Here is a 20,155-nt window from a genome sequence, read left to right on the forward strand (position 1 = left end):
TTCACCGCTGCGCGGCCGCAACGCCCCCCCCCAACACTCGAATTGCCCCGCCCCGCTAACAAATCCATAAACTCCCCGGTGGCAAAACCCTGGATTGCTTCGCGGCGCTCGCAATGACGGAATTAGCTGGCTATGCTGCCAGCTTCGATAGCGTTGAGGAAACAGCCCATGCAATACCGCCAGCTCGGCCGCACCGGCCTGAAAGTCTCGCCGATCTGTCTGGGCACCATGATGTTCGGCGGACCTACCGATGAAGCCGCATCAAATCGGATCATCGCCAAGGCGCATGAGGCCGGGATCAATTTCATCGACACGGCGGATGCCTATTCGAAGGGCGGCTCCGAGGAGGTCGTCGGCCGCGCGATCGGCAACAACCGGCACGCCTGGGTGCTCGCCACAAAACTCGCCAACCCCATGAACACTGGTATGGGCGACGATCCCAACCGTGTCGGCCTGTCGCGCCGCTGGGTGTTGCAGGCCGCCGACGAGAGCCTGAAGCGGCTCGGCACCGACCACATCGACATCTATTATCTGCACAAGGAAGACCATGCGACACCGCTGGAGGAGACGGTGCGCGCGATGGGCGATCTGATCCGCGCCGGCAAGGTGCGCTATTTCGGCGTCTCGAACTACCGCGCCTGGCGCGTCGCCGAGATCTGCAACATCTGCGACCGGCTCGGCATCGACCGGCCCGCGGTGAGCCAGCCTTATTACAACGCCGTGAACCGCATGCCCGAGGTCGAGCACTTCCCGGCCTGCTCCTATTACGGCCTCGGCATCGTGCCCTACAGCCCGCTGGCGCGCGGCGTGCTCACCGGCAAGTACAAGCCCGACGCCGCGCCGGACAAGGAGACACGCGCCGGCCGCAACGACACCCGCATGATGCAGACGGAATGGCGGCCGGAATCGCTCCAGCTCGCGCAGGAGATCAAGACCCACGCCGAGACGAAGGGCATCACCGCCGGCCAGTTCGCGGTCGCCTGGGTGCTGAACTCCGCCTTTGTCAGCTCGATCGTCGCCGGCCCGCGCACCGAGGAGCAGTGGGACGGCTACATCCGCGCGCTCGACTACCGCTTCACGGCGGATGACGAGGCGCTGATCGACCGGCTGGTCGTGCCGGGCCATCCCTCGACGCCGGGCTACAACGACCCCGCCTATCCGATCGAGGGACGCCGCGCGCGGACGGCTTGAGAGCTGAAGACGATGACGGCGCACGAAGACCGCTACGGCCTTTCGCTCTCGACGTCTTCGCACGAGGCGGCAAGCGCCTATCGCGAAGGCGTCGATCTCATGCTGGCCGGCTGGACCGGCACGGCGGAGGCGCTGGAGCGCGCGATTGCGGCCGATCCGGATTTCGCGCTTCCCCACATCGCCCGCGCCCGCGTGCATGCCTTCTATCAGCAGGGCGATCTCGCCCGGCAGAAGGCGGCTGTGGCACGCGAACGCGTCGCCAAGCGCGGCACGGAGCGCGAGCGCTCGCATGTCGAGACGCTGGCGCTTGCGATCGAGGGCCGGCTGCCCGAGGCGATCGCATCGACGCTGAAACACGTCGACGCATGGCCGCGCGACGCCGTGGTGCTGTCGCTGCCGCTCGGCGCGTTCGGCCTGTTCGCGTTCTCCGGCATGCCCGATCACGACCGCGCGCGGCACGAGCTGTGCGAGCGCGTCGCGCAGCATTATGGCGAGGACTGGTGGTTTCTCACCATGTCCGGCTGGGCCATGACCGAGAATGGCGACGTCGCGCGCGGTCGCGGCGTCACCGAGCGTGGCTTCGACCTGCGCCGTCAGAACGCCCATGCCGCGCACGCCGTGCTGCACGCGATGTTCGAGGACGGCTCGATCGACGCGGCTGATCGCCTCGTCGACGAATGGATCCCCTCTTACGACCGCGCCGGCATCCTGCACGGCCATATCCGCTGGCACCAGGCGCTCGGCGCGCTCGAGCATGGCGATGCGGCGCGCGCGCTTGCGATCTATGCCGACGTGCTTCAGCCCTCCGCCACGAAGGCGCCGCCGCTCAACGTCGTCACCGACGGCGCCTCGCTGCTCTGGCGCCTGTCGGCTTACGGCCACACCGTGCCGGAAGCGCTCTGGCTCGAGGCCGATGCCACCGCGCAAAAACTGTTTCCGAAATCGAGCCTGCCCTTTGCCGACGTCCACATGGCGCTGTTCGCTGCGGCGACGCAGAACCAGGAGGCGCTCGCCGCGCGCCTCGCGGCGATCGAGCAGCGGCTCACTGAGGGCAAGCTGCCGGCCGGTCCCGTGGTGCCGGCGATCTGCCGTGCGCTCGTGGCCTTTGCCCGCGAGGATTACGCCTCATGCGTGCGAACGCTCGCGCCCGTCCTCGGCGAGGTCGTGCGCATCGGCGGCAGCCATGCCCAGCGCGAACTGATCGAGGATACCTACATCGTCGCGCTCATGCGCAGCGGTGAGCTGCCCCGTGCCCGCGCGCTGCTCGACGCCCGCCTGCACCGCCGGCCCTCGCTTCGCGATACGCGCTGGCAGGCGGCGACCGTTTAGCTCTGCCACGAAAAAAACATCGGTCTGGCAGCAAGTGGCCTGCTAGGACGGGATGGGGCGATCGGATGAATCGCCGATGGGTGGTGCGGTGGTATTCCAGTCGGGTCTAGCTGAACAAACGGGATCGCAACCAATTTGTGGTTCGCTCGTTGTTGAGCGGAACTTTTCCGCCGCCGTGGCCCCCTGGCATACGAGCCTGATGATGCGCCTCCGCCGACCGGTCCTCGCCGCGGCCCTCGCGATTCTCGCAAGCCCTTGTTTTGCCGAGTCTTCCGCGCCCATCCCCGTCAACAACCCGCCGGCGCAGAACGCCTTCATCGACCTGCTGGCGCTGATGTCGGGCCACTGCAAGACGCTGAAGGTCGCGGGGCGCACCTTCGCGTGCAAGACGGTGGCTTACGCCCATGGTGACAAGGGCCGGGTCAATTTCGCGGTCGCCGTCGACGATCCCTCCGACGCCAACCATGTCGTGTCGTTCTCCGGCGAGAACGGCCAGCGCGCGGACGACAATTCCTACGAGCTGCGAATCGACCGCATGCTGCTCAATTCCAAGGACAGGCCCAAGGTCGACGGCCTGCCGGTGCCGGCTGAGCAGACCTCGACCGGCGTCTGCCGCCAGACCGGCAATTTCGCCGCAAGGAAGGTCACGGACGTCACCTGCACGGCGACCGACAGCGAGGGCCGCCGGTACGAGCTGCTGTTCGTCTCCGACGGCAAGCCGGTGAGCGTGCGCCGCATCCGGCAATCGTCGCCATCGATCCAGGATCCGTTCAAGTAACGGCATCATCCGCTGCTGTCGGCATGTATGATCGCGCCATGCTTTGGAGCGATTCATGACTCGCGACCGCCTGTTTCTGCTGCGCCCTGGTTTCGAGGACCCCGCCTTTCCGGGCCAGCGTTTCTATTGCTGGCATTGCGCGTTGATCGAGGGCGTGCTCGCCTCGTTTCCGCAGCTCGCCGAAAAGCTCGACGTTGAGCGCATCGCATGGCCGCGGCCAAGGCTGTCGGCGATCGCGCTGGTCGGCGAGGAGAACCAGTCGCTGCCGCTGCTCGTGCTGGCCGACGGGATGACGTCGCCGCACCAGACCGGCAGTCACCACGGCCGCGCCTTCATCGCCGACAAGGACGCGATCCTCGCCGTGCTCTCCGAACGCCACGGGTTTCCCGATCCGCATCCGTGAGGGCCGCGCACTCGCGCAGCTCTCTGCGTCCGGGGCACGAGAGCTGTCGCGAAACGAGGGAAAATCGACATTGCCTGCCACGTCGGTCGCCCCGCATACTTCGCGCAGCAAGCAAGTCTGGAAGCCGCTCCTCATGATCAGCCCCCTCCCCGCCCTCGTCGTCGTCGACGTTCAGCGCGCATTCGACGAATGGGAGGCGGCCGGCAAGCGGCGCAACAATCCGGACGCGGTGGCGCGCATCGCCGATCTGCTCGCCGCATTCAGGAAGCGCGGCGCGCCGATCTTCCACATCCGCCACGAAGGCACCAAGCCGAACTCGACGTTCCTGCCGCAAAACTCCGGCTACACGGTCAAGGGCGAGGCGCGCGAAGCGCCGGGCGAGGCGGTGATCGTCAAGCGCGTCAACAGCGCCTTCATCGGCACCGATCTCGAGACGCGCCTGCGCGCGGGCAACATCACGACGCTCGTGATCTGCGGCGCCACCACCAATCATTGCGTCGAGACGACGACGCGGATGGCCGGCAATCTCGGTTTCGACGCGAGCCTCGTGCGCGATGCGACCTGGACCTTCGACCGGATCGGACCAGATGGCGACAAGCATTCGGCTGAAGAGATTCATGCGATGACGCTGTCGAATCTCAACGGCGAATTTGCGCGCATCGTCAGCGCCGCCGACGTGATCGCTTCGCTCGAAGCGATGCGACAATAGATCGCGCCACATCGTTCACACGTCGATCGGAATTTCGTCTGCGTCGTTTCGACGCCCGCACTGGTCGGAACGCAGCGGACAGCCATCTGTTATCACGCGACTTCTCAACTGGAGTGATGACATGAAGTATCTCTTTGTCGCGATGGCTGTGGGTGCAGCGGCGCTCGCCGGCGGATCCACGGCCAACGCGGCGGGCAAGGCCAGCGCAAAGCAGAACGCGCCAGCCGGCCAGTCCACCGACATCAGCGCGCAGCACAGGCACCACCACCACGGCCATCGCCATCACCAATGGCGCCATCACCATCACGGCTACTATCGTCCGCACTACCGGAGCTACGGTTATTACCCGCGGCACCACGGCTATTACGGCGGCGGACCGTACGGCTATTATGGTGGCGGAGGTCCCGGCGTGACGTTCAGCTTCGGCGGCGGCCGCTGGTGAGACATTAGGCCCGCCTTGTGCGGGCCTTTTTTCATCCTCGCAAAATCATCTCCGCAGTCTCCAGCCCGCTCGCCAGCGCCGCCTCGACCGTCCCCATGTCGCGGCCGCGATAGAGCGCTTCACCAGAGAACAGCACCGGGCCGTCGGCGCGCGCGAGGATCGCCTGGGCCTCGCGCGTCCGCGGCGTCGCCCAGGAATAGGCGCCGCGGGCGAAGGGATCGTGCAGCCAGTTGGTCGCCGCAGCCGCCACGAGATCGCGCGCGATGTCGCCCCGCGACACGCCGAAGATGGCCGCAAGCGAATCGACCCCGGCATCGATCAGCCCTTGCCGATCGAGCTTCGCAAGCTCGGCCGTTCGCGGCCCGCCGAACCAGCCGGTGAGCACGGGATGCTCGTCCGGATGCCGCGTCCACCACACCGGGATCGACTGGTCCGACAGCAGGAAGGTCATGTCCGCGAGATCTTCGCTTCGCTCGCGCCACCACGGCCGCGCGAACCGCAGCAGGATTTTTATCACGCTGCCGAAGCCGATATCGTCAGCTGCCGCAGCCTTCGCGCGTGCGGGCTCCGGAAGCGCGATCTCGCGCAGCAACGGCAGCGGGACGGTGAGGATCACGCGATCGCAGCCATGCACGTCGCCGCCGGCACAGCGGACGGCCAGCGCGCCGCCCGTCTCCTCGATCGTCGATACCGCGCAGCCGAAGCGAAACGTCACGCCAATCCCGCGGCACTCGCTCGCCAGAAAATCGATCAGCGCGCCGTAGCCGCCGACGATGCGCGCCTGGGCGTGATGCCCGCCGTCCATCCATTCCTCGCGCAGCGCCAGCGTCGAGGCGCGCTCGGGGTCGGCGGCGTCGTAGCCCTCGACCATGCGCTCGATCGAATGGCGCAGCTGGTCATACCCAGGCCCGGCGAAGTGGCTGCGGAGGAAATCGGCAACCGTGAGATCATCCCTCAACGCCCCCAGCGCGGCGTACAGCTCTGCCTCGTGCGGATCGTGACGGTCTTCGTGCGAGAGCCTCGTGCCGTCAAAGCTCCACTGGGTGCCTTCGATCTCCTGCAGCGACAGTCCCGCCTCGCGCACAAGCTTGCGCGTGACCGGCGCCTCGCCATGGACGAATTCGGCGCCGCCATCGGCGGGGTAGCCGAACTCGGACGCCGGCAGCGGATCGATGCGCCCGCCGCAGCGCTCGCGCGCCTCCAGGATCGTGACCGTCCTGCCCGCACGTGCCAGCTCGCGCGCCGCCATCAGCCCGGCCGCGCCGGCACCGACGATGACGATGTGCTCCAATTGTCCCATGCCGATGCCTTACTTGGGCATCGCTTGCGGGTCGTTCTTGATCAGATAGCGCAGCAGCAGAACGCCACCGCCGAGGTCGCGCGTGCTCTCCAGCGTCATCGCGGCGAGCGGCGCGCGCTTGTCGCTGTCCGCGTCCGTCGAATCGAACACGAAGGGTGCGCCCCTGGCGCCATCGATCGCGGGGCTGAGGATCAAGTTGAATTCGTCGATGAGGCCGGCGCGCAGGAAGGCGCCATTGGCGACGCCGCCGCCCTCCACCAGCAGGCGCTTCACACCCAACTCCCGATGGAGGATGTCCAGCGTCAGTGCGAGGTCGATCTCGGACTTGCCGGCGAAGATGTAGGACACACCCTCGTCGCGCAGCCCCGCCAGATGCGAATCCGGCACGCCCTCGGTCAGCACCACGACGATCGGGTCACCGCCGATGTCTGACCGGCCCCAGCCGATCTTGCCCTGCGCGTCGAGCACGACGCCGTAGGTTTTCGCATCGCGCCGCGCGAACCAGCTTTGGCGGGGAAATGTCTCGCCCGCCGTTGCAGGATAGGGCTTGCCCTTGGCGAACTCGGAGCCGGTGACGCGGCCGATCACCCAGGCATCGCCGCCGAGTTCGTCATGGATCTTCTCGAACCAGTCTGTGCCCGCCCCCTTCGGCCGCCAGCGGCTGGGATGCGTGCGGCCGTCCAGGCTGGAATGCATCAGGCAAATGACGTAGGGCTTCATGCAATTCTCCGGGTACGCTTCAGGCCGCCGATCCATCGCGCCCGGCGCGATCCTTCACGATCACCGCGAGCGGATTGAGTTTTGGCGGCGCGACGAGCTTCAGCGTGTTGCTGTCGTGATGGTTGAACGGCGCGCCGCGCACGAACAACTCGGTCTGGATCAGATAGCTCCAGCTTCCGTCATCGTTGAAGGTGATGTCGCAGCGATAAGAATCGGTGCGGAAGGCCTGTTCCAGGAAATCGGTCGAGCAGATTCCGTAAGCGGTATCGCCGCGCTTCGCCGTGACCGATATCTTCCTGTCATCCGGCCCGGCCTTGCCCGAGGCGAGCAAGACCTGTCCGCGCGGAATCGCGAGCGTCTGCATGATCAGCCCGGTCGCGGGCTCCCACAGCCAATAGCCGACCTGGTCGTGGAAGGTGATGTCTTCCTCGGGCGTGTTGATGTGGATGTGATAGCGCAGCCCGTAAAACAGCTGCGGCCCGTTGGCCTGCGGGTCGATCGGGTCCATGCGGATGCGCTCGATGAAGGTCCGCCGCTCCGGCCCCTCCGCCTTCGGATTGATGTCGATGCCCTTGTCCGCCTGCCAGCTCCCTGCGAGACGGCGGAGCGGGCCGAGATTGGCAAGGCCGTCGGGCGAGACGTCCTCGGGTTCGGTGAAGATGTCTGCGGGAATGGGGAGCATGGGAACCTCGCGTCAAGTTGCGGGGAGCAGCAATAGCACAAGGACGGCGGGAATCGACTGGAATGGAACCAGAGCGCGCGCCGGGTGTTATCTGCGCTTGAGTACGAGCCCTCGAAATACCGGCTCGAATGGGCAAGGACGCCCGTGTCACGCGTAGCGGGGGATCCGGTGCTGTCTGAGAAGGCTGCTCGGCGGTCAATTGAAATGGGCTTCCTCGCTGACGGAGGCAAGCTGGGCGCGATGATGAGCGCCCGCGACTGGTCGGATTCACCGCTCGGTCATCCCCGCGATTGGTCTCAGGCACTGAAAACGACGGTCAGCATGCTGCTGGCCGCGCAAGCCCAGATCGTCCTGTTCTGGGGGCCCAACTTCGTCGCGCTCTACAATGACGCCTACGCCCCGGGCATCGGCGCCAATCACCCCCGCGCCCTCGGTCGCCCCGCGATCGAAAACTGGGGCGAGCTGTGGGACGATCTCGAACCGCTGCTGTCAGGCGTGCGCCGAACCAGAAAGACGTTCGCCGCCAAGGATCGTCCGTTTTACGTCGAGCGCCACGGCTACGGCGAAACCAGCTACTGGGACGTCTCCTACTCAGCCGTGCGGGACGATGACGGCTCGGTCGGCGGAGTGCTCTGTATCGTGTCCGAGACGACGGAGCGCGTGCTGGGCGAGACGCGGCTGCGGGCGAGCGAAGCGCGATACAGGGAGCTGACTGCGACCCTCGAACAACGCGTCGCCGAACGGACCGCCGAGCGTCATTTGCTGGCGACGATCGTGGAAACCACCGACGGACAGATTCAAGCCCTCGATCTCGATTATCGCTGGCTCGCCATCAACACGTCCTGCGCCGATGCCTATCAGCGCATCTACGGTAAGCGCCCGCGGGTCGGCGATTCCCTGCACGAATTCCTGGCCGACCGGCCCGAGCATCTCGCTGCGGCAACCACGGTCTGGAGCCGGGCGCTGGCCGGCGAAGCCTTCACCAACATCGAGGAGTTCGGCGATCCCCGGTTCGACCGCCGCGTCTACGAGTTGAAGTTCGAGGCGCTCCGCGCTCCGGACGGCACGCGGATCGGCGCGTTCCTGACCGGGGTCGACGTGACGGATCGCCTGGAGGAGCAGGCGCGGCTCGCGCAGGCCGAGGAGGCGCTCCGCCAGGCCCAGAAGATGGAGGCGATGGGCCAGCTCACGGGCGGCGTCGCGCACGATTTCAACAATCTGCTCACGCCGATCGTCGGCCTGCTCGACCTGTTTCAGCGCAAGGGCATCGGCGGCGAGCGCGAGCATCGCCTCATCGCCGGTGCGGCACAGGCGGCCGAGCGCGCCAAGACGCTGGTTCAGCGCCTGCTCGCTTTCGCGCGCCGGCAACCGCTTCAGGCCATTCCCGTCAGCATCGGTCTCCTCGTTGCCGAGATGGGCGACCTGATCTCGAGCACGACCGGGCCGCAGATCCAGGTCACGGTGGACACGCCGGAAGACCTTCCCGCGGCCATGGCCGATCCCAACCAGATCGAGATGGCGATCCTGAATCTCAGCGTGAACGCCAGGGATGCCATGCCCCACGGCGGCAAGTTGCGCATCTCGGCGAAGGCGCGGACGGTTGGAGACTCTCACAATTCGGAGTTGGCACCGGGCACCTATGTCTGCATCTCTGTCGCCGACACCGGCATCGGCATGGACGAGTTCACGCTGGCCCACGCCGTCGAACCGTTCTTCTCGACCAAGGGCGTCGGGCGAGGCACCGGTCTTGGCCTCTCGATGGTCCACGGCCTTGCGTCACAGCTCGGCGGCGCGCTGACGATCAGGAGCGCCGTGGGGGCGGGGACGACGGTCGAGCTGTGGCTGCCGGTCAGCCACGCCGTCGCGGGCGCCATTGATGCCGTCCCGCAATCAAAACTGCGGCCACAGCCCGTCGGCACGGCTCTGCTGGTGGATGACGAACCGCTGGTGCGCATGAGCACCGCCGAGATGCTGGGCGAGCTCGGCTACAACGTCGTCGAAGCCGGCTCGGCGGAGGATGCGCTTCAGCGCGTCAGGGAAGGCCTGCGGCCGAACCTGCTCGTCACCGACCATTTGATGCCCGGCATGAGCGGCACAGACCTCGGCCTCGCGCTGCGCAATCAATATCCCGAGCTCCAGATCCTCGTCGTGTCGGGCTACGCCAACAACGAAGGCATCACGCCGGACCTGTCGCGGCTGACGAAGCCGTTCCGAAGCGATGAGCTGGCGGCGAGCCTGGCAGGCTTGGCGAAGGCGGGGCGGTAGGCGACGCAAGCGGGCGAGCAGCTCGCATGAGCGAAAGCGACATGCCGGTGCGATGACATGTATCGGCGATCACGCCGTGATGATCGATGCGCGGGCGACTGTACCCCAGTCCGATCGGAGGAGGCTGCCCAGCGGACGAACCCCCTCAACCCCAGCCGCATCTACTTCAACGCCAGACTCTGGGCGTGAACTGAGAAGACCGAGGTGGAGGCCCGCCGGTTCACGCTGGCGGGCTCGCTACGTTCTGAGAGCGTCAACCGCGTGGGCGACGAGAACGCCGATGCTGAGTACGATCAGGCAAATAATCGCCGCTTGAAATAACATCGGAGTAAATCCCGTGGGCCAGGGTCGGCTTTTATAAGCCCTCACATTCCGCCAGCATTTGGCCACCCAGAAGGCGCTTCGGTGTCCGCCTCGTTACAAGTATGCAAGGTTCATTGGCCTTGCGCGACGACGTCTCACCCCTTCAAAGCGGTGCGAGAATCTACCAGTCGATCAGCAGCACAACGATTACTAACATGGCGTAGATAGTCCTGCGGCCGATCCGGTTCATTGAAGAACCTCATATTCAAACGCCACGCCCTCGGGATCGTTCTCCCCGAACCATGTCTCTGCGGCTCCATCTGGCGCGACATCGGCGCCCGCCTGCCGCAGGCGGCGCAGATGAAACGGGGCTCGCTATCCGAAAGCCGTACGTCATCCGGCCAGCGGTCCGCATTCAAGGACACGCAATGGCAACTGTTACGTTTACCTACAAGCGGTTCCGAGCCTGAATAGCATGAGCGCTTTTCGCGCCAGGTAGCATCAATAAACGCCCCAGCGTCTGGCAAGGGCTTTTACTGGCGGTATTCCCCTCGCGCCGCCGGTATATTCACCTCCATCCATCCACGGAGATCGATATGCATCGTGTCGCTCCGATGCTGACGTTACTCACTGCCGCTGTATTCCTTGCTTTTTTGGAGCCGGTCCGAGCTGCCGAGGCGGATCGATACTGCCTGCGAGGTCGCAATTGGGGCTTTCCGGGCAATTGTCAGTTCGCCACCCGCTCGCAATGCCTGGCTGCTGCTTCTGGCACGAACGCATATTGCGGCATCAACCCGCGCTATGCCGCTCCGCGGCGGCGCTAATCACCGCTCGGAGCTATTCGGCGGCACGGCATGGCAGAAGCGGTCAATCAAGGAAGGCCCCAATGCGAAAGCTTGCACTGTTCGTCATCCTGCTCTCGTTCGCAGGAATGGTCCCTTCCAGCGAATCATTTGCTCAGAGTGCGCTTCGAGGTGCCGTCATCGGTGGTGCTGTTGGTGGTCGCCGCGGCGCTGCCATAGGGCGACGGCCGGAGCCATCGCGGGCGCCCACCGGCGACATCAACATTGGCATCGATATTATTGGAGGAACGGCAACTGCTGGTACCGCTCGACCAGCGGAAGGTCGCACCGCGTGTCGCATCGGTACTGCCGTTGAGCCTTCGCGTAGCGGGCCGTGCGACTGGCCTACAGAAAAGATCGAGAACGGCAACTCAATAAGGAGATCGCAATGTTCTTCGCTCAGGAAGGATTCACATATCGAAATTTCCTGATGGATATAATTGCTGTATTCGCATTTGTCGTTTGGTTCTGGCTGCTCATTGTCATCTATGGCGACCTGTTCAGGCGCCACGACATTTCCGGATGGGGTAAGGCACTGTGGGTGCTTGCACTTGTTCTGACCTCCTACCTCGGCATCTTTGCTTACCTCATCACCCAAGGCAGGGGGATGGCGGAACGCAGCGCCGAGCAGGCTCAGCGGGCGCGCGAGGAGTTACGGCACATCGTCGGCTTTAGTGTCGCCGACGAGCTTTCCAAGCTCGATCAGCTCAAAAAATCGGGATCCATAACCGACACCGAGTACGGGCGCCTTCGCACCAAACTGGTCTCCTAACCATCGGTGAGGGAAGCGGGGAGGCCCATGATGTTCGCAAAGCCTTTTGGCACCGTTGGAGCTCTTATTGCTGGCTTTGCAATTGCGTGGACTGAAAGCGCGCATGCGGAAATATTCATAACAACCGCCACCATATCGCAGGGCGAGTTGGTCATCGTCGGAAGAGTAAGACGGCCCCGCGAGTCCAGCGTGGAAATCAAGATCAGTCCGAGCAAAACCGTGAAAGTCGAGAGCACTTCGAGCGGAGGATTTCGGTGGATTGGACCGGAGTTTCCATCGACTTGTATTGTAAAGATCACGTCCGGACCAGATACGAGAGACGTGGTGATACAGAATTGCGGCCTCCCCGGGCCAGCGGGTCCTCCAGGGCCGGCCGGACCTGCAGGCCCGATCGGACCGCCCGGGCCCAAAGCGAATTAGAAGGCAGACTTCGTCTTGCGGGTTTGCAGGTTGCCCACCGGATCGCTCTCGCATCAACAATCGAGGTGTCGGTTCGAAGTTCTGACGGAGCGCTACTGAGCATTATTGGGCTTGGTCGCGTTTTCGACCGGAACCGCAGCGTGCGATGATAGGTACCGGCGATCACGCCGTGATTATCGATACGCGGGCGACTGTGCCCAGTCCGATCGGAGGAGGCTGGCCTAGCCGACGAGCCTCCTCAACCCCAGCCGCCCCTACTTCAACGCCAGGCTGCTGCAATACGCCGAGGTCTCGCCCGATCGCCAGCCGGTGACCCGTCCGGCTTCCTTGCACTCGTCGTAAGTCTTGAAGTTGCCGACGTTCCGGCACGTGAAGGAGTACACGCCGCCCGAAGCGTTGCAGCCGACCCAGGGCTGATTTCCCGTCTTGAAGCTCGATTGGCAACCGCCGGCACAGCTGCTCGTTTCGCGTTCGAGCTTGGCGAGCCTCGCGGCATCCGACATCGGCGCCGCCGCGGCCGTCGATGTGGCTGGCGATGTCCGATACCCGGTGCTGCGGATGGCCACGTGATGCGTTGGCTTGTGCGGCCTCGCCACCTGTCTCGGCGCGTCGACCGTGATGCTGGGAAGCTGAGTCTCGGTGGGCGTCGGTTGAGACATTGCCGTGCCGCTCAGGCCGCACAGCAACAGTGCAATCGATGGGAATGTGACAGCGGGACGCGCAACGAAGCGTGACGACAACGTCATGGCCATGTCCTTCCAGATGCGGAGGGACAGTCCATTCCATCCCCCGAGACGAGGATATCACGCGCCGATTGAAGTTGCATCGCCGAACCCTGCAACTTGATTCGGCCGCTCTCGTCATCCGTCCGTGGTGATCAACCACTGGAAGAACGTCATCAGAACGGCGACCGCGATGGCGACGACGATGAGGTTTGGCTCCTGGAGCGGGCGGAAATCATCGTTGCATTCCGCCTTGAAGCGGGCGCAGCCATGAATGAGCATCGTCAGCAGCACCGCGCCCGCTAAACCAAGGTTCGCGCTCAGCCACGATGCGTGGCGTTCGTGAAATAGGCCGGAGAAATTCGCGTCAGCGGATGCCGGAGAACGAGGGCAAACACCAGGATGGTGCCCAGGGGCGGAATCGAACCACCGACACTGCGATTTTCAGTCGCATGCTCTACCAACTGAGCTACCTGGGCGTGCTCCAAAGAGGGGCCAAGGCCCATCGAGCGGGCGGTTTATAGTGGGCTAGAAGCGGCCTGTCCACCCGGCTTCGCCAAGAGGCTTCGCCGGGCGCGGCCCGGCTGTGCACAAGATGGGGCGGACTTGCTGCGGCAGGCGCGCGGCGCGTCGACCATCGGAGTAAGCAATTGATATTAGTAATTATTCTTCGCCGTCCGCCTCGTCATCGCGGCCGGGGATGACGTAGGAGCCTTTCAGCCAGCGGTTCAGGTCGACGTCGCGGCAGCGCGAGGAGCAGAACGGGCGGGTGGCTTCCGACTGCGGCTTGCCGCAGATCGGGCAGGTTTTGAGCGGGCCGGCGGGCTTTTTGACGTGGTCGTCCATGATGTCGGCAGCTTACTCGGGGTGAAGGCGTTCAAGAGCCTGTCGGCAAAGCGGTTCCTCGGGCGGTCGCGCAGGCGTCGCGGGCCGGGTCCGGCGGGCCCATTCTACTGTGCATGGGGTTGTTTTCGAGATTTTTGTCGGCGCGCTAGATGGCCGTGGCGTTGAGCCAGCCGAAGCGGATCGGAAAACCCTCGCCGCCGAGCAGCGTCGTGGTCTCGTAGAGCGGCAGGCCGACGACGTTGCTGTAGGACCCCACCATCTTGACCACGAAGGAGCCGGCGATGCCCTGCACGGCGTAACCGCCGGCTTTGCCGCGCCATTCGCCGGAGCCGATATAGGCCTGGATGTCGTCCTCGGAGAGGCGCTTGAAGCGGACGCGGGTCTCGACCAGGCGCTGGCGGAAGGCCTCGCGCGGCGTCACCAGGCAGATCGCGGTGTAGACGCGGTGGTTGCGGCCCGACAGCAGCCGCAGGCACTGCGCGGCCTCGTCCACGAGGTTGGCCTTGGGCAGGATGCGGCGGCCGACCGCCACAACCGTGTCGGCTGAGAGGATGAAGGCGCCGCGCAGCTCGTCGTCGAGCTGCACCGATTTCAGGGCAGCGTCGGCCTTGGCCCTTGCGAGACGGTTGGCGCAGGCGCGCGGCAGCTCGCCCCGCTTCGGCGTCTCGTCGACGTCGGCCGGCCGGAGCGCGTCCGGCTCGATGCCGGCCTGGTTGAGCAGCGACAGGCGCCGCGGCGAACCGGAGGCAAGTACGAATTTGGGGCGGCCGAGCATAAGGTGATTGGGGGATGAAGCAGGGGGTGAATTGCGCGCGGAACCTATCGGAAGGGGGCTGATTTCACAACCCGGGAACCCGGACTTTACTGATTCGAGGCGTCCAACATGCGTGTGCCCTCGGTCTGTGACGCGGGTGTTACGGCTAACCGCTCGCCGCGCCGACCTTCGCAAAACGCCTGCGGATGCGCATCAACAGCTGGTCGCAGACCTCGCGGTAGGCGGCGAGCTTCTGGTCGCGGCTGCCTTCGATGGTGGTGGGATCCTGCGTCGGCCAGTATTCGACGTCGGCGGCGAGCGTGCGGGTCAGCTCCAGCGCCTTGTGGTGCGCTTCGGGCGAGAGCGTGATGATGAGGTCGAAATTGAGCCCCTCCCAGTCCTCCAGCTCCTCGAAGGTCTGCGGCTTGTGGGCGGAGATGTCCTGCCCCAGTTCGTCCATCACGGCGACCACGAAGGGATCGAGCTCGCCTTTCCTGGCGCCGGCCGACTTCACGTAGAGGCCCTGCGGAAACATGTGCCGCAGCAGGCTCTCGGCCATCGGCGAGCGCACGCTGTTCATCGCGCAGGCGAACAGCACCGATTGCGGATCGCGTGCGCGTGGCGGACCCGCCATCGCGCCTAGCCTCTTTTGAGAGAGGGCATGGCCTTGTCGGAAAACCGCTGCACATTTTTCCGGGCCATTAAGCCGTTTGTCTCGCGCATGATCTGGTCCGAAAACCGGTGCCCACTTTTCGGGATCATGCGCCTAACCCTTCCAGTGCAGGACGGTGATGAGCGTGAACAGCCGGCGCGAGGTCTCGAAGTCGACCCGCACCTTGCCCTTCAGCCGCTCCTGGAGCGTGCGCGATCCCTCGTCATGGATGCCGCGGCGCCCCATGTCGATGGCCTCGATCTTGTCCGGCGTAGCTGTCCGGATCGCCTGATAGTAGCTGTCGCAGATCATGAAATAGTCCTTCACGATCCGCCGGAACGGCGTCAACGACAACAGATGCGCGACCACGGGCGCACCGTCCTCAAGGCGAATGTCGAACATCAGCCGGCTGCCGGTGATTCCGATATGCAGCGTGAACGGCCCCTTCCCGTCGGCGCCATCGGGCGCGAACAGGTTCTGCTCGATCAGATCGTAGATGGCGATCGCGCGCTCATGCTCGATGTCGGGCCCGGAACGGCCGATCGAGTCCTCGTCGAGGGTGACCGCGACGATGCGATTGGTCGAGTCGTCCTGTTCGGGCGGCTGGGTCATGACAGATTGAGGCGCAATCCAATCGAGCGCGAATGAGCGTCCAGCCCTTCCGCTTGTCCGAGCGTCATCGCGGCAGGTCCGAGCGCACGCAGCTGGTCCGGGCCGCATTTCAGGATCGAGGTGCGCTTCATGAAGTCGGCAACTCCGAGGCCTGAGGAGAACCGCGCCGAGCGCGCCGTCGGCAGCACGTGGTTGGAGCCGCCGACATAGTCGCCGATCGCCTCGGGCGTATGCGCCCCGAGGAACACCGCGCCGGCGTTGCGGATCTTTGCGGCAAGCGCATCGGGATCATCAGTCATGATCTCGAGATGCTCGGCCGCGATCGCATCCGCGAGCGGAATGGCGTCGGCAAGATTCTTCACCATGATGATGGCGCCGAAATCGGCCCAGGAGGCGCCGGCAATTGCGGTGCGCGGCAATGTCTTCAGCTGCGCTTCGACGGCCTTCTCGACATCCGCGGCGAGGCGCGCGGAATCCGTGATCAGGATCGATTGCGCGCTGGCATCATGCTCGGCCTGCGCCAGCAGATCAGCGGCGATCCAGTCGGCATTGCCGGTGTCGTCGGCAATCACCAGCACCTCGGAGGGGCCGGCGATCATGTCGATACCGACCTTGCCGAACACCAGCCGTTTTGCGGCGGCGACATAGGCGTTGCCGGGGCCGACGATCTTGGCCACCGGCGCGATCGTGGCGGTGCCGTGCGCCAGCGCCGCCACGGCCTGCGCGCCGCCGACCCGGTAGATCTCGCTTACGCCGCCAAGCGAAGCGGCCGCCAGCACCAGCGGGTTGAGCTTGCCGTCCGGCGACGGCACCACCATGACGAGGCGCGAGACGCCGGCGACCTGCGCGGGCACGGCGTTCATCAGCACCGAGGAGGGATAGGCCGCGGTACCGCCGGGCACATAGAGGCCCGCGGATTCGATCGCGGTATAGCGCCAGCCGAGCTCCACGCCGAGCGGATCGGTGAAGCGCTCGTCCTTCGGGAGCTGGCGGCGGTGATAGGTCTCGATGCGGTCGCGCGCGAGCTTGAGCGCATCCAGCGTCGCGGCATCGCAGGCCTTCACGGCCGTCTCGATCTCGGCGGCGGTGACGCGCAGGCCGGATGCATCCAGCTTCAGCCGGTCGAACTTTGCCGTGGCCTCGAGCAGGGCCGCATCGCCCCGCCTGGCGACGTCGTCGACGATGGTGCGCACGGCGGCCTCGACGTCGGCCGAGACCTCGCGCTTGGCGGCGAGGAAGGCCGCGAATCGCTGGTCAAAATCGGCGCTGCTGCGGTCGAGACGAACGGGCATTTTTGGCTTGGCTTCCGGCTGGTCTTTGGGGCGGATTGGCTCACCCGACCCCCTGCTCAATGGCGCGGCGGGGAAGCTGCGTCAACCCTCGGGAGATGCCGTTCCGGCAGCGGCCCGACCTGGCTTGACTGGTATACCGGCCAGCTCACCCCTCCTCCTCGAGGCCCAGTCCGGCCCCGAGCGCGTCCGCCCCCAGATCGGTCAACTCGCATTCCAGACATTCGACGTCGAGGCGGATGGCGCCGCCATGGGCGAACAGCAGCAGGGCGCTGCCGCCGGGCTCCTCGTCGCGGCCGTCCTGGGAGTGAAACTCGATGCCGACGAGGTCCAGAACCTCGTCCGGCGCGCCGAGGTCGATGTTGCGCGACTTGCAGGCGAGCACGCGGTCGAAGCGGAGCGCGGCGACCAGCCGGCGGGGTTCGGCCTCGCCGTCCAGTGACTGCTCCCAGTCCAGCCGGCTCATCCCGACCACCAGCCGCTTCTCGCTTTGCCGCCAGATGATGTCGGCGGCCTGGACGCGGGCGTCCTGCACATGGGTCGAGATCACGGCGAGATCGTCGGCGTCGAGCGCGATCAGTTTGAGCTGGGGAGACATCGCCGGCATTTCTCCTCGGGGGCCGATAAGGCTCAACGCGCGCGGACGCGGAAATTTCCGTGAAACTAACGGGCTAGCCGGCTAGAGGCTATTGATATCCTCCATCTCCAGCACCTTCCGCGGATACCCCTCCCGGGCGACACGAATCATGGCGCGGCCCATCTGCTCGGTCGAGGTGACGAGCCGCGGCGAGATCCGGCGCAGCGCCGACCAGAGCGGCCCGGTTGCGGCATACACGGCCTGCACCCAGGCGGTCTTGGAGCGGGCGCCGTGCAGGGGCTGGATCGCCCCGGGGCGGAACATGTAGGCCCCCCGGAACGGCAGCTTGAGCAGATCGTTTTCGGTCTTGCCCTTGATCCGCGCCCACATCCGCGATCCCTGCTCGGTGGAATCGGTGCCGGCGCCGGTGACGTAGACGAACGTCATCTGCGGATTGAGCTTCGCGAGCGTCGTCGCCGTTGCGAGCGTGAGATCGTAGGTGAGATGGCGATAGCGATCCTCGCTCATGCCGATCGAGGAGACGCCGAGGCAGAAGAAGCAGGCATCGAAGCCCGTGAGCTGCGCTTCGATCGCCGAGTAGTCGGTGAAATCGCCGTGCGTGATTTCGGTGAGCTTCGCATTGCGGACGCCGGTCGGGCTGCGGCCGACCACGAGCACGCGGTCGATGCCGGTGTCGATCAGGCATTCGCGCAATACGCCCTGCCCGACCATGCCGGTCGCGCCGAAGATGATGACTTGCATCGTGACGTCCCCACCCGGCCCGCGGCTCATGCGGCGACCGCGATCTCGTCGAAGGATACACCGGTCAACGTCGCCGAGACATCCCACAGCATGGCGGCCGCGGCGAAATCCTTCGCCTGCGGCATGATCTTCGCCGGCGCGGGCGGCCCCTTCAATTCGTAGAACCAGTTCGGACCGCAATAGCCGCCGGGCTCTGCAGCCGGCGAGGTCGCCGCGAACAGCGTGGGCAGCGCGCCTTCGGCTGCGGAGTGGCTGATGAAAGGCTGGAGCCAACGGCTGACACGCGACTGGAAGGTGTCGGCGCCCGGCCCGTTCGGAATGAGATCGGTCCGCGCGTAGCCGGGATGGGCAGCAAGGCTCGTCAGGCCCCAGCCGGCGGCGAGGCTGTGGCGCTGCAGCTCCAGCGAAAACATCAGCATCGCCAGCTTGGACTGGCAATAGGCGCGCCAGGGACGATAGGAACGCTTGCTTTGCAGATCGTCGAAATTGATCGCGCCGGAGCGGTGCGCGAGGCTCGACAGATTGACGATGCGCGGCGCTTTCGCGCGGCGAAGCTGCGGCAACAGCTGTGCCGTCAGCGCGTAATGGCCGAGATAGTTGGTGCCGAGCTGCATCTCGAAACCATCCTCCGTCTGCTGCCGCTTCGGCAGCGCCATCACGCCGGCATTGTTGATCAGGAGATCGAGCTGCTCGTTGCTGGCGGCAAAGCGCCTGGTAAAATCGGCGACGGAGGCGAGACTGGCGAGATCGAGATGCTCGTAGGCGATCAATGCGTTGGGAAACCGCTCGCAAATGCCCTCGATCGCCCGCAGGCCCTTTGCGTCGTTGCGTCCGGTGAGTATGACAATGGCACCGGCGCCCGCCAGCGCCATCGCCGTCTCGTAGCCGAGGCCGCCCGTCGCCCCGGTCACGACGGCGGTCTTGCCGCTGAGGGAGGGGATGTCTGCCGTGCTCCAGTCGGTCATGCCGTATCTCCGTTCGGGGCTGGAATGAGGCCCGCGACCGGTCTAAATGTGCACTGAGTGCAAGTTTGCAAGAGGTGAAATAATTTGAAGGCTTCAAAGCCCGGCGGGAAATCGGTCAGGACAGGCGCCAAGCCATTGCCGGCAGGAGCAAAATCCCCTGATGGTCCCGGCCTGCGCCAGCGTAAATTGCAAGAGACCCGCGAGCGGCTGACCCGCGCGGCGATGGCACTGTTCCTGGAGCGCGGCTTCGAGGCCACGACCATCGACGACATCGCGACCGCGGCCGACGTGTCACGCCGCAGCTTCTTCCACTACTTCGCGTCGAAAGAGGACGTGGTCGCCGCCTGGCAGGAGGGCGCAGCAAGCGCGCTGGTCGCAGAGGTCGTGGCGCGGCCAGTGGGCGAAACCATGCTGACGGCGGCGGAGAATGCGATCGCGGCGGCCGTCAGGCGGATCGACCCGGCGGAAGCCGCGGCAATGTCGCGGCTCAAGCGCGACAATCCCGCGCTTCACGCGCGCGACCAGCTCAAATACGAGAAGCTCGAGCGCGCACTGGCCGAAGGGCTTTCGCAGCGTGCCAAAACCAAATCGGACAGGCTGAAGGCACGGCTCGTCGCCATGATCGCCACCGGCGCGATGCGCGTCGGCGGCGAAAACTGGATCGGCGAAGATGTGCGGGAGAAACCGGAGGTTTTCGTGAAGCGCACGTTCGATGCGATCAGGGCGATCTTGAAGTGAGTGCGCACCCTCCCCTGGAGGGGTCCGGGACGAGCGTAGCTCGCCCGTGGGTCGGCTCACATGGAGCGCAGCGGAATGTGAG

At 65.4% G+C, this 20,155-nt stretch carries 23 protein-coding genes and 1 tRNA gene; 10 read left to right on the forward strand and 14 right to left on the reverse strand.

Annotation, left to right across the window (positions count from 1 at the left end; all coding sequences use genetic code 11):
- Positions 1-168: 168 nt before the first annotated feature.
- From AC0L3X_RS42120 to AC0L3X_RS42145, 6 genes are all read left to right on the forward strand, one after another.
- Positions 169-1,191 (forward strand): aldo/keto reductase, encoded by a 1,023-nt coding sequence (locus AC0L3X_RS42120; RefSeq protein WP_063985865.1) that lies wholly within the window; start codon positions 169-171, stop codon positions 1,189-1,191.
- A 12-nt stretch (positions 1,192-1,203) separates the two neighbouring features.
- Positions 1,204-2,520 (forward strand): tetratricopeptide repeat protein, encoded by a 1,317-nt coding sequence (locus AC0L3X_RS42125; protein WP_063985866.1) that lies wholly within the window; start codon positions 1,204-1,206, stop codon positions 2,518-2,520.
- A 202-nt stretch (positions 2,521-2,722) separates the two neighbouring features.
- Positions 2,723-3,298 (forward strand): hypothetical protein, encoded by a 576-nt coding sequence (locus tag AC0L3X_RS42130; RefSeq protein ID WP_028147393.1) that lies wholly within the window; start codon positions 2,723-2,725, stop codon positions 3,296-3,298.
- Positions 3,299-3,353: 55 nt separating this feature from the next.
- Entirely contained in the window at positions 3,354-3,701 is a 348-nt protein-coding gene (locus AC0L3X_RS42135; protein WP_063985867.1) for a DUF3088 domain-containing protein, read from the forward strand.
- 133 nt (positions 3,702-3,834) lie between these two features.
- Positions 3,835-4,410, forward strand: coding sequence for a cysteine hydrolase family protein (locus tag AC0L3X_RS42140; protein ID WP_231143675.1), 576 nt, complete (start codon positions 3,835-3,837; stop codon positions 4,408-4,410).
- 121 nt (positions 4,411-4,531) lie between these two features.
- Complete coding sequence (locus AC0L3X_RS42145) at positions 4,532-4,852, forward strand: hypothetical protein (protein ID WP_063985868.1); 321 nt, start codon at positions 4,532-4,534, stop codon at positions 4,850-4,852.
- 31 nt (positions 4,853-4,883) lie between these two features.
- Here the strand turns inward: AC0L3X_RS42145 and AC0L3X_RS42150 are convergent, their stop codons facing one another.
- From AC0L3X_RS42150 to AC0L3X_RS42160, 3 genes are read right to left on the reverse strand one after another with little or no spacing between them, the layout of a single operon-like run.
- A complete protein-coding gene (locus tag AC0L3X_RS42150) occupies positions 4,884-6,152 on the reverse strand; it encodes a flavin monoamine oxidase family protein (RefSeq protein WP_063985869.1) in 1,269 nt (422 codons plus the stop codon).
- A gap of 9 nt (positions 6,153-6,161) precedes the next feature.
- Positions 6,162-6,872 carry a RibD family protein gene (locus AC0L3X_RS42155; RefSeq protein WP_063985870.1) on the reverse strand — a complete coding sequence of 237 codons (711 nt, stop codon included), beginning with the start codon at positions 6,870-6,872 and terminating at the stop codon, positions 6,162-6,164.
- A gap of 19 nt (positions 6,873-6,891) precedes the next feature.
- Positions 6,892-7,554 carry an FABP family protein gene (locus tag AC0L3X_RS42160; protein ID WP_063985871.1) on the reverse strand — a complete coding sequence of 221 codons (663 nt, stop codon included), beginning with the start codon at positions 7,552-7,554 and terminating at the stop codon, positions 6,892-6,894.
- A gap of 204 nt (positions 7,555-7,758) precedes the next feature.
- On the opposite strand from AC0L3X_RS42160, the gene AC0L3X_RS42165 reads away from it, so the two are divergent.
- From AC0L3X_RS42165 to AC0L3X_RS42175, 3 genes are all read left to right on the forward strand, one after another.
- A complete protein-coding gene (locus tag AC0L3X_RS42165) occupies positions 7,759-9,819 on the forward strand; it encodes an ATP-binding protein (protein ID WP_473317411.1) in 2,061 nt (686 codons plus the stop codon).
- An 899-nt stretch (positions 9,820-10,718) separates the two neighbouring features.
- Entirely contained in the window at positions 10,719-10,946 is a 228-nt protein-coding gene (locus tag AC0L3X_RS42170; protein WP_084795314.1) for a DUF3551 domain-containing protein, read from the forward strand.
- Between the two features lie 406 nt (positions 10,947-11,352).
- A complete protein-coding gene (locus tag AC0L3X_RS42175) occupies positions 11,353-11,736 on the forward strand; it encodes a PLDc N-terminal domain-containing protein (RefSeq protein ID WP_028147401.1) in 384 nt (127 codons plus the stop codon).
- Between the two features lie 674 nt (positions 11,737-12,410).
- Here AC0L3X_RS42175 and AC0L3X_RS42180 read toward each other — a convergent pair.
- The 11 genes from AC0L3X_RS42180 to AC0L3X_RS42230 all read right to left on the reverse strand — a co-directional run bounded on the left by AC0L3X_RS42180 (position 12,411) and on the right by AC0L3X_RS42230 (position 19,335).
- Entirely contained in the window at positions 12,411-12,902 is a 492-nt protein-coding gene (locus tag AC0L3X_RS42180) for a hypothetical protein (protein ID WP_063986738.1), read from the reverse strand.
- A 114-nt stretch (positions 12,903-13,016) separates the two neighbouring features.
- Entirely contained in the window at positions 13,017-13,172 is a 156-nt protein-coding gene (locus tag AC0L3X_RS42185) for a hypothetical protein (protein ID WP_187387828.1), read from the reverse strand.
- Positions 13,173-13,281: 109 nt separating this feature from the next.
- Positions 13,282-13,357, reverse strand: a tRNA-Phe gene (locus AC0L3X_RS42190).
- 184 nt (positions 13,358-13,541) lie between these two features.
- Entirely contained in the window at positions 13,542-13,724 is a 183-nt protein-coding gene (yacG, locus tag AC0L3X_RS42195) for a DNA gyrase inhibitor YacG (protein WP_028151429.1), read from the reverse strand.
- 145 nt (positions 13,725-13,869) lie between these two features.
- Positions 13,870-14,499 carry a Maf-like protein gene (locus AC0L3X_RS42200; protein WP_028151428.1) on the reverse strand — a complete coding sequence of 210 codons (630 nt, stop codon included), beginning with the start codon at positions 14,497-14,499 and terminating at the stop codon, positions 13,870-13,872.
- Positions 14,500-14,644: 145 nt separating this feature from the next.
- A complete protein-coding gene (locus AC0L3X_RS42205) occupies positions 14,645-15,112 on the reverse strand; it encodes an arsenate-mycothiol transferase ArsC (RefSeq protein WP_063985873.1) in 468 nt (155 codons plus the stop codon).
- Between the two features lie 132 nt (positions 15,113-15,244).
- Entirely contained in the window at positions 15,245-15,742 is a 498-nt protein-coding gene (locus AC0L3X_RS42210) for a UPF0262 family protein (protein WP_063985874.1), read from the reverse strand.
- Complete coding sequence (gene hisD / locus AC0L3X_RS42215) at positions 15,739-17,034, reverse strand: histidinol dehydrogenase (RefSeq protein ID WP_063985875.1); 1,296 nt, start codon at positions 17,032-17,034, stop codon at positions 15,739-15,741. The genes AC0L3X_RS42210 and hisD overlap by 4 nt, the downstream gene beginning before the upstream one ends.
- A 145-nt stretch (positions 17,035-17,179) precedes the next feature.
- A complete protein-coding gene (locus AC0L3X_RS42220) occupies positions 17,180-17,629 on the reverse strand; it encodes a DUF2948 family protein (protein ID WP_063986739.1) in 450 nt (149 codons plus the stop codon).
- A gap of 81 nt (positions 17,630-17,710) precedes the next feature.
- Positions 17,711-18,370: an NAD(P)H-binding protein gene (locus AC0L3X_RS42225; RefSeq protein WP_063986740.1), complete on the reverse strand. Its 660-nt coding sequence runs from the start codon at positions 18,368-18,370 to the stop codon at positions 17,711-17,713.
- A 26-nt stretch (positions 18,371-18,396) separates the two neighbouring features.
- Entirely contained in the window at positions 18,397-19,335 is a 939-nt protein-coding gene (locus AC0L3X_RS42230; protein WP_063985876.1) for an SDR family oxidoreductase, read from the reverse strand.
- A gap of 84 nt (positions 19,336-19,419) precedes the next feature.
- Here AC0L3X_RS42230 and AC0L3X_RS42235 point away from each other — a divergent pair, with 84 nt between their 5' ends.
- A complete protein-coding gene (locus tag AC0L3X_RS42235; protein WP_063985877.1) occupies positions 19,420-20,073 on the forward strand; it encodes a TetR/AcrR family transcriptional regulator in 654 nt (217 codons plus the stop codon).
- The last annotated feature ends 82 nt before the right edge of the window (positions 20,074-20,155 follow it).

This window comes from Bradyrhizobium sp. MI1.7 (assembly GCF_055811795.1).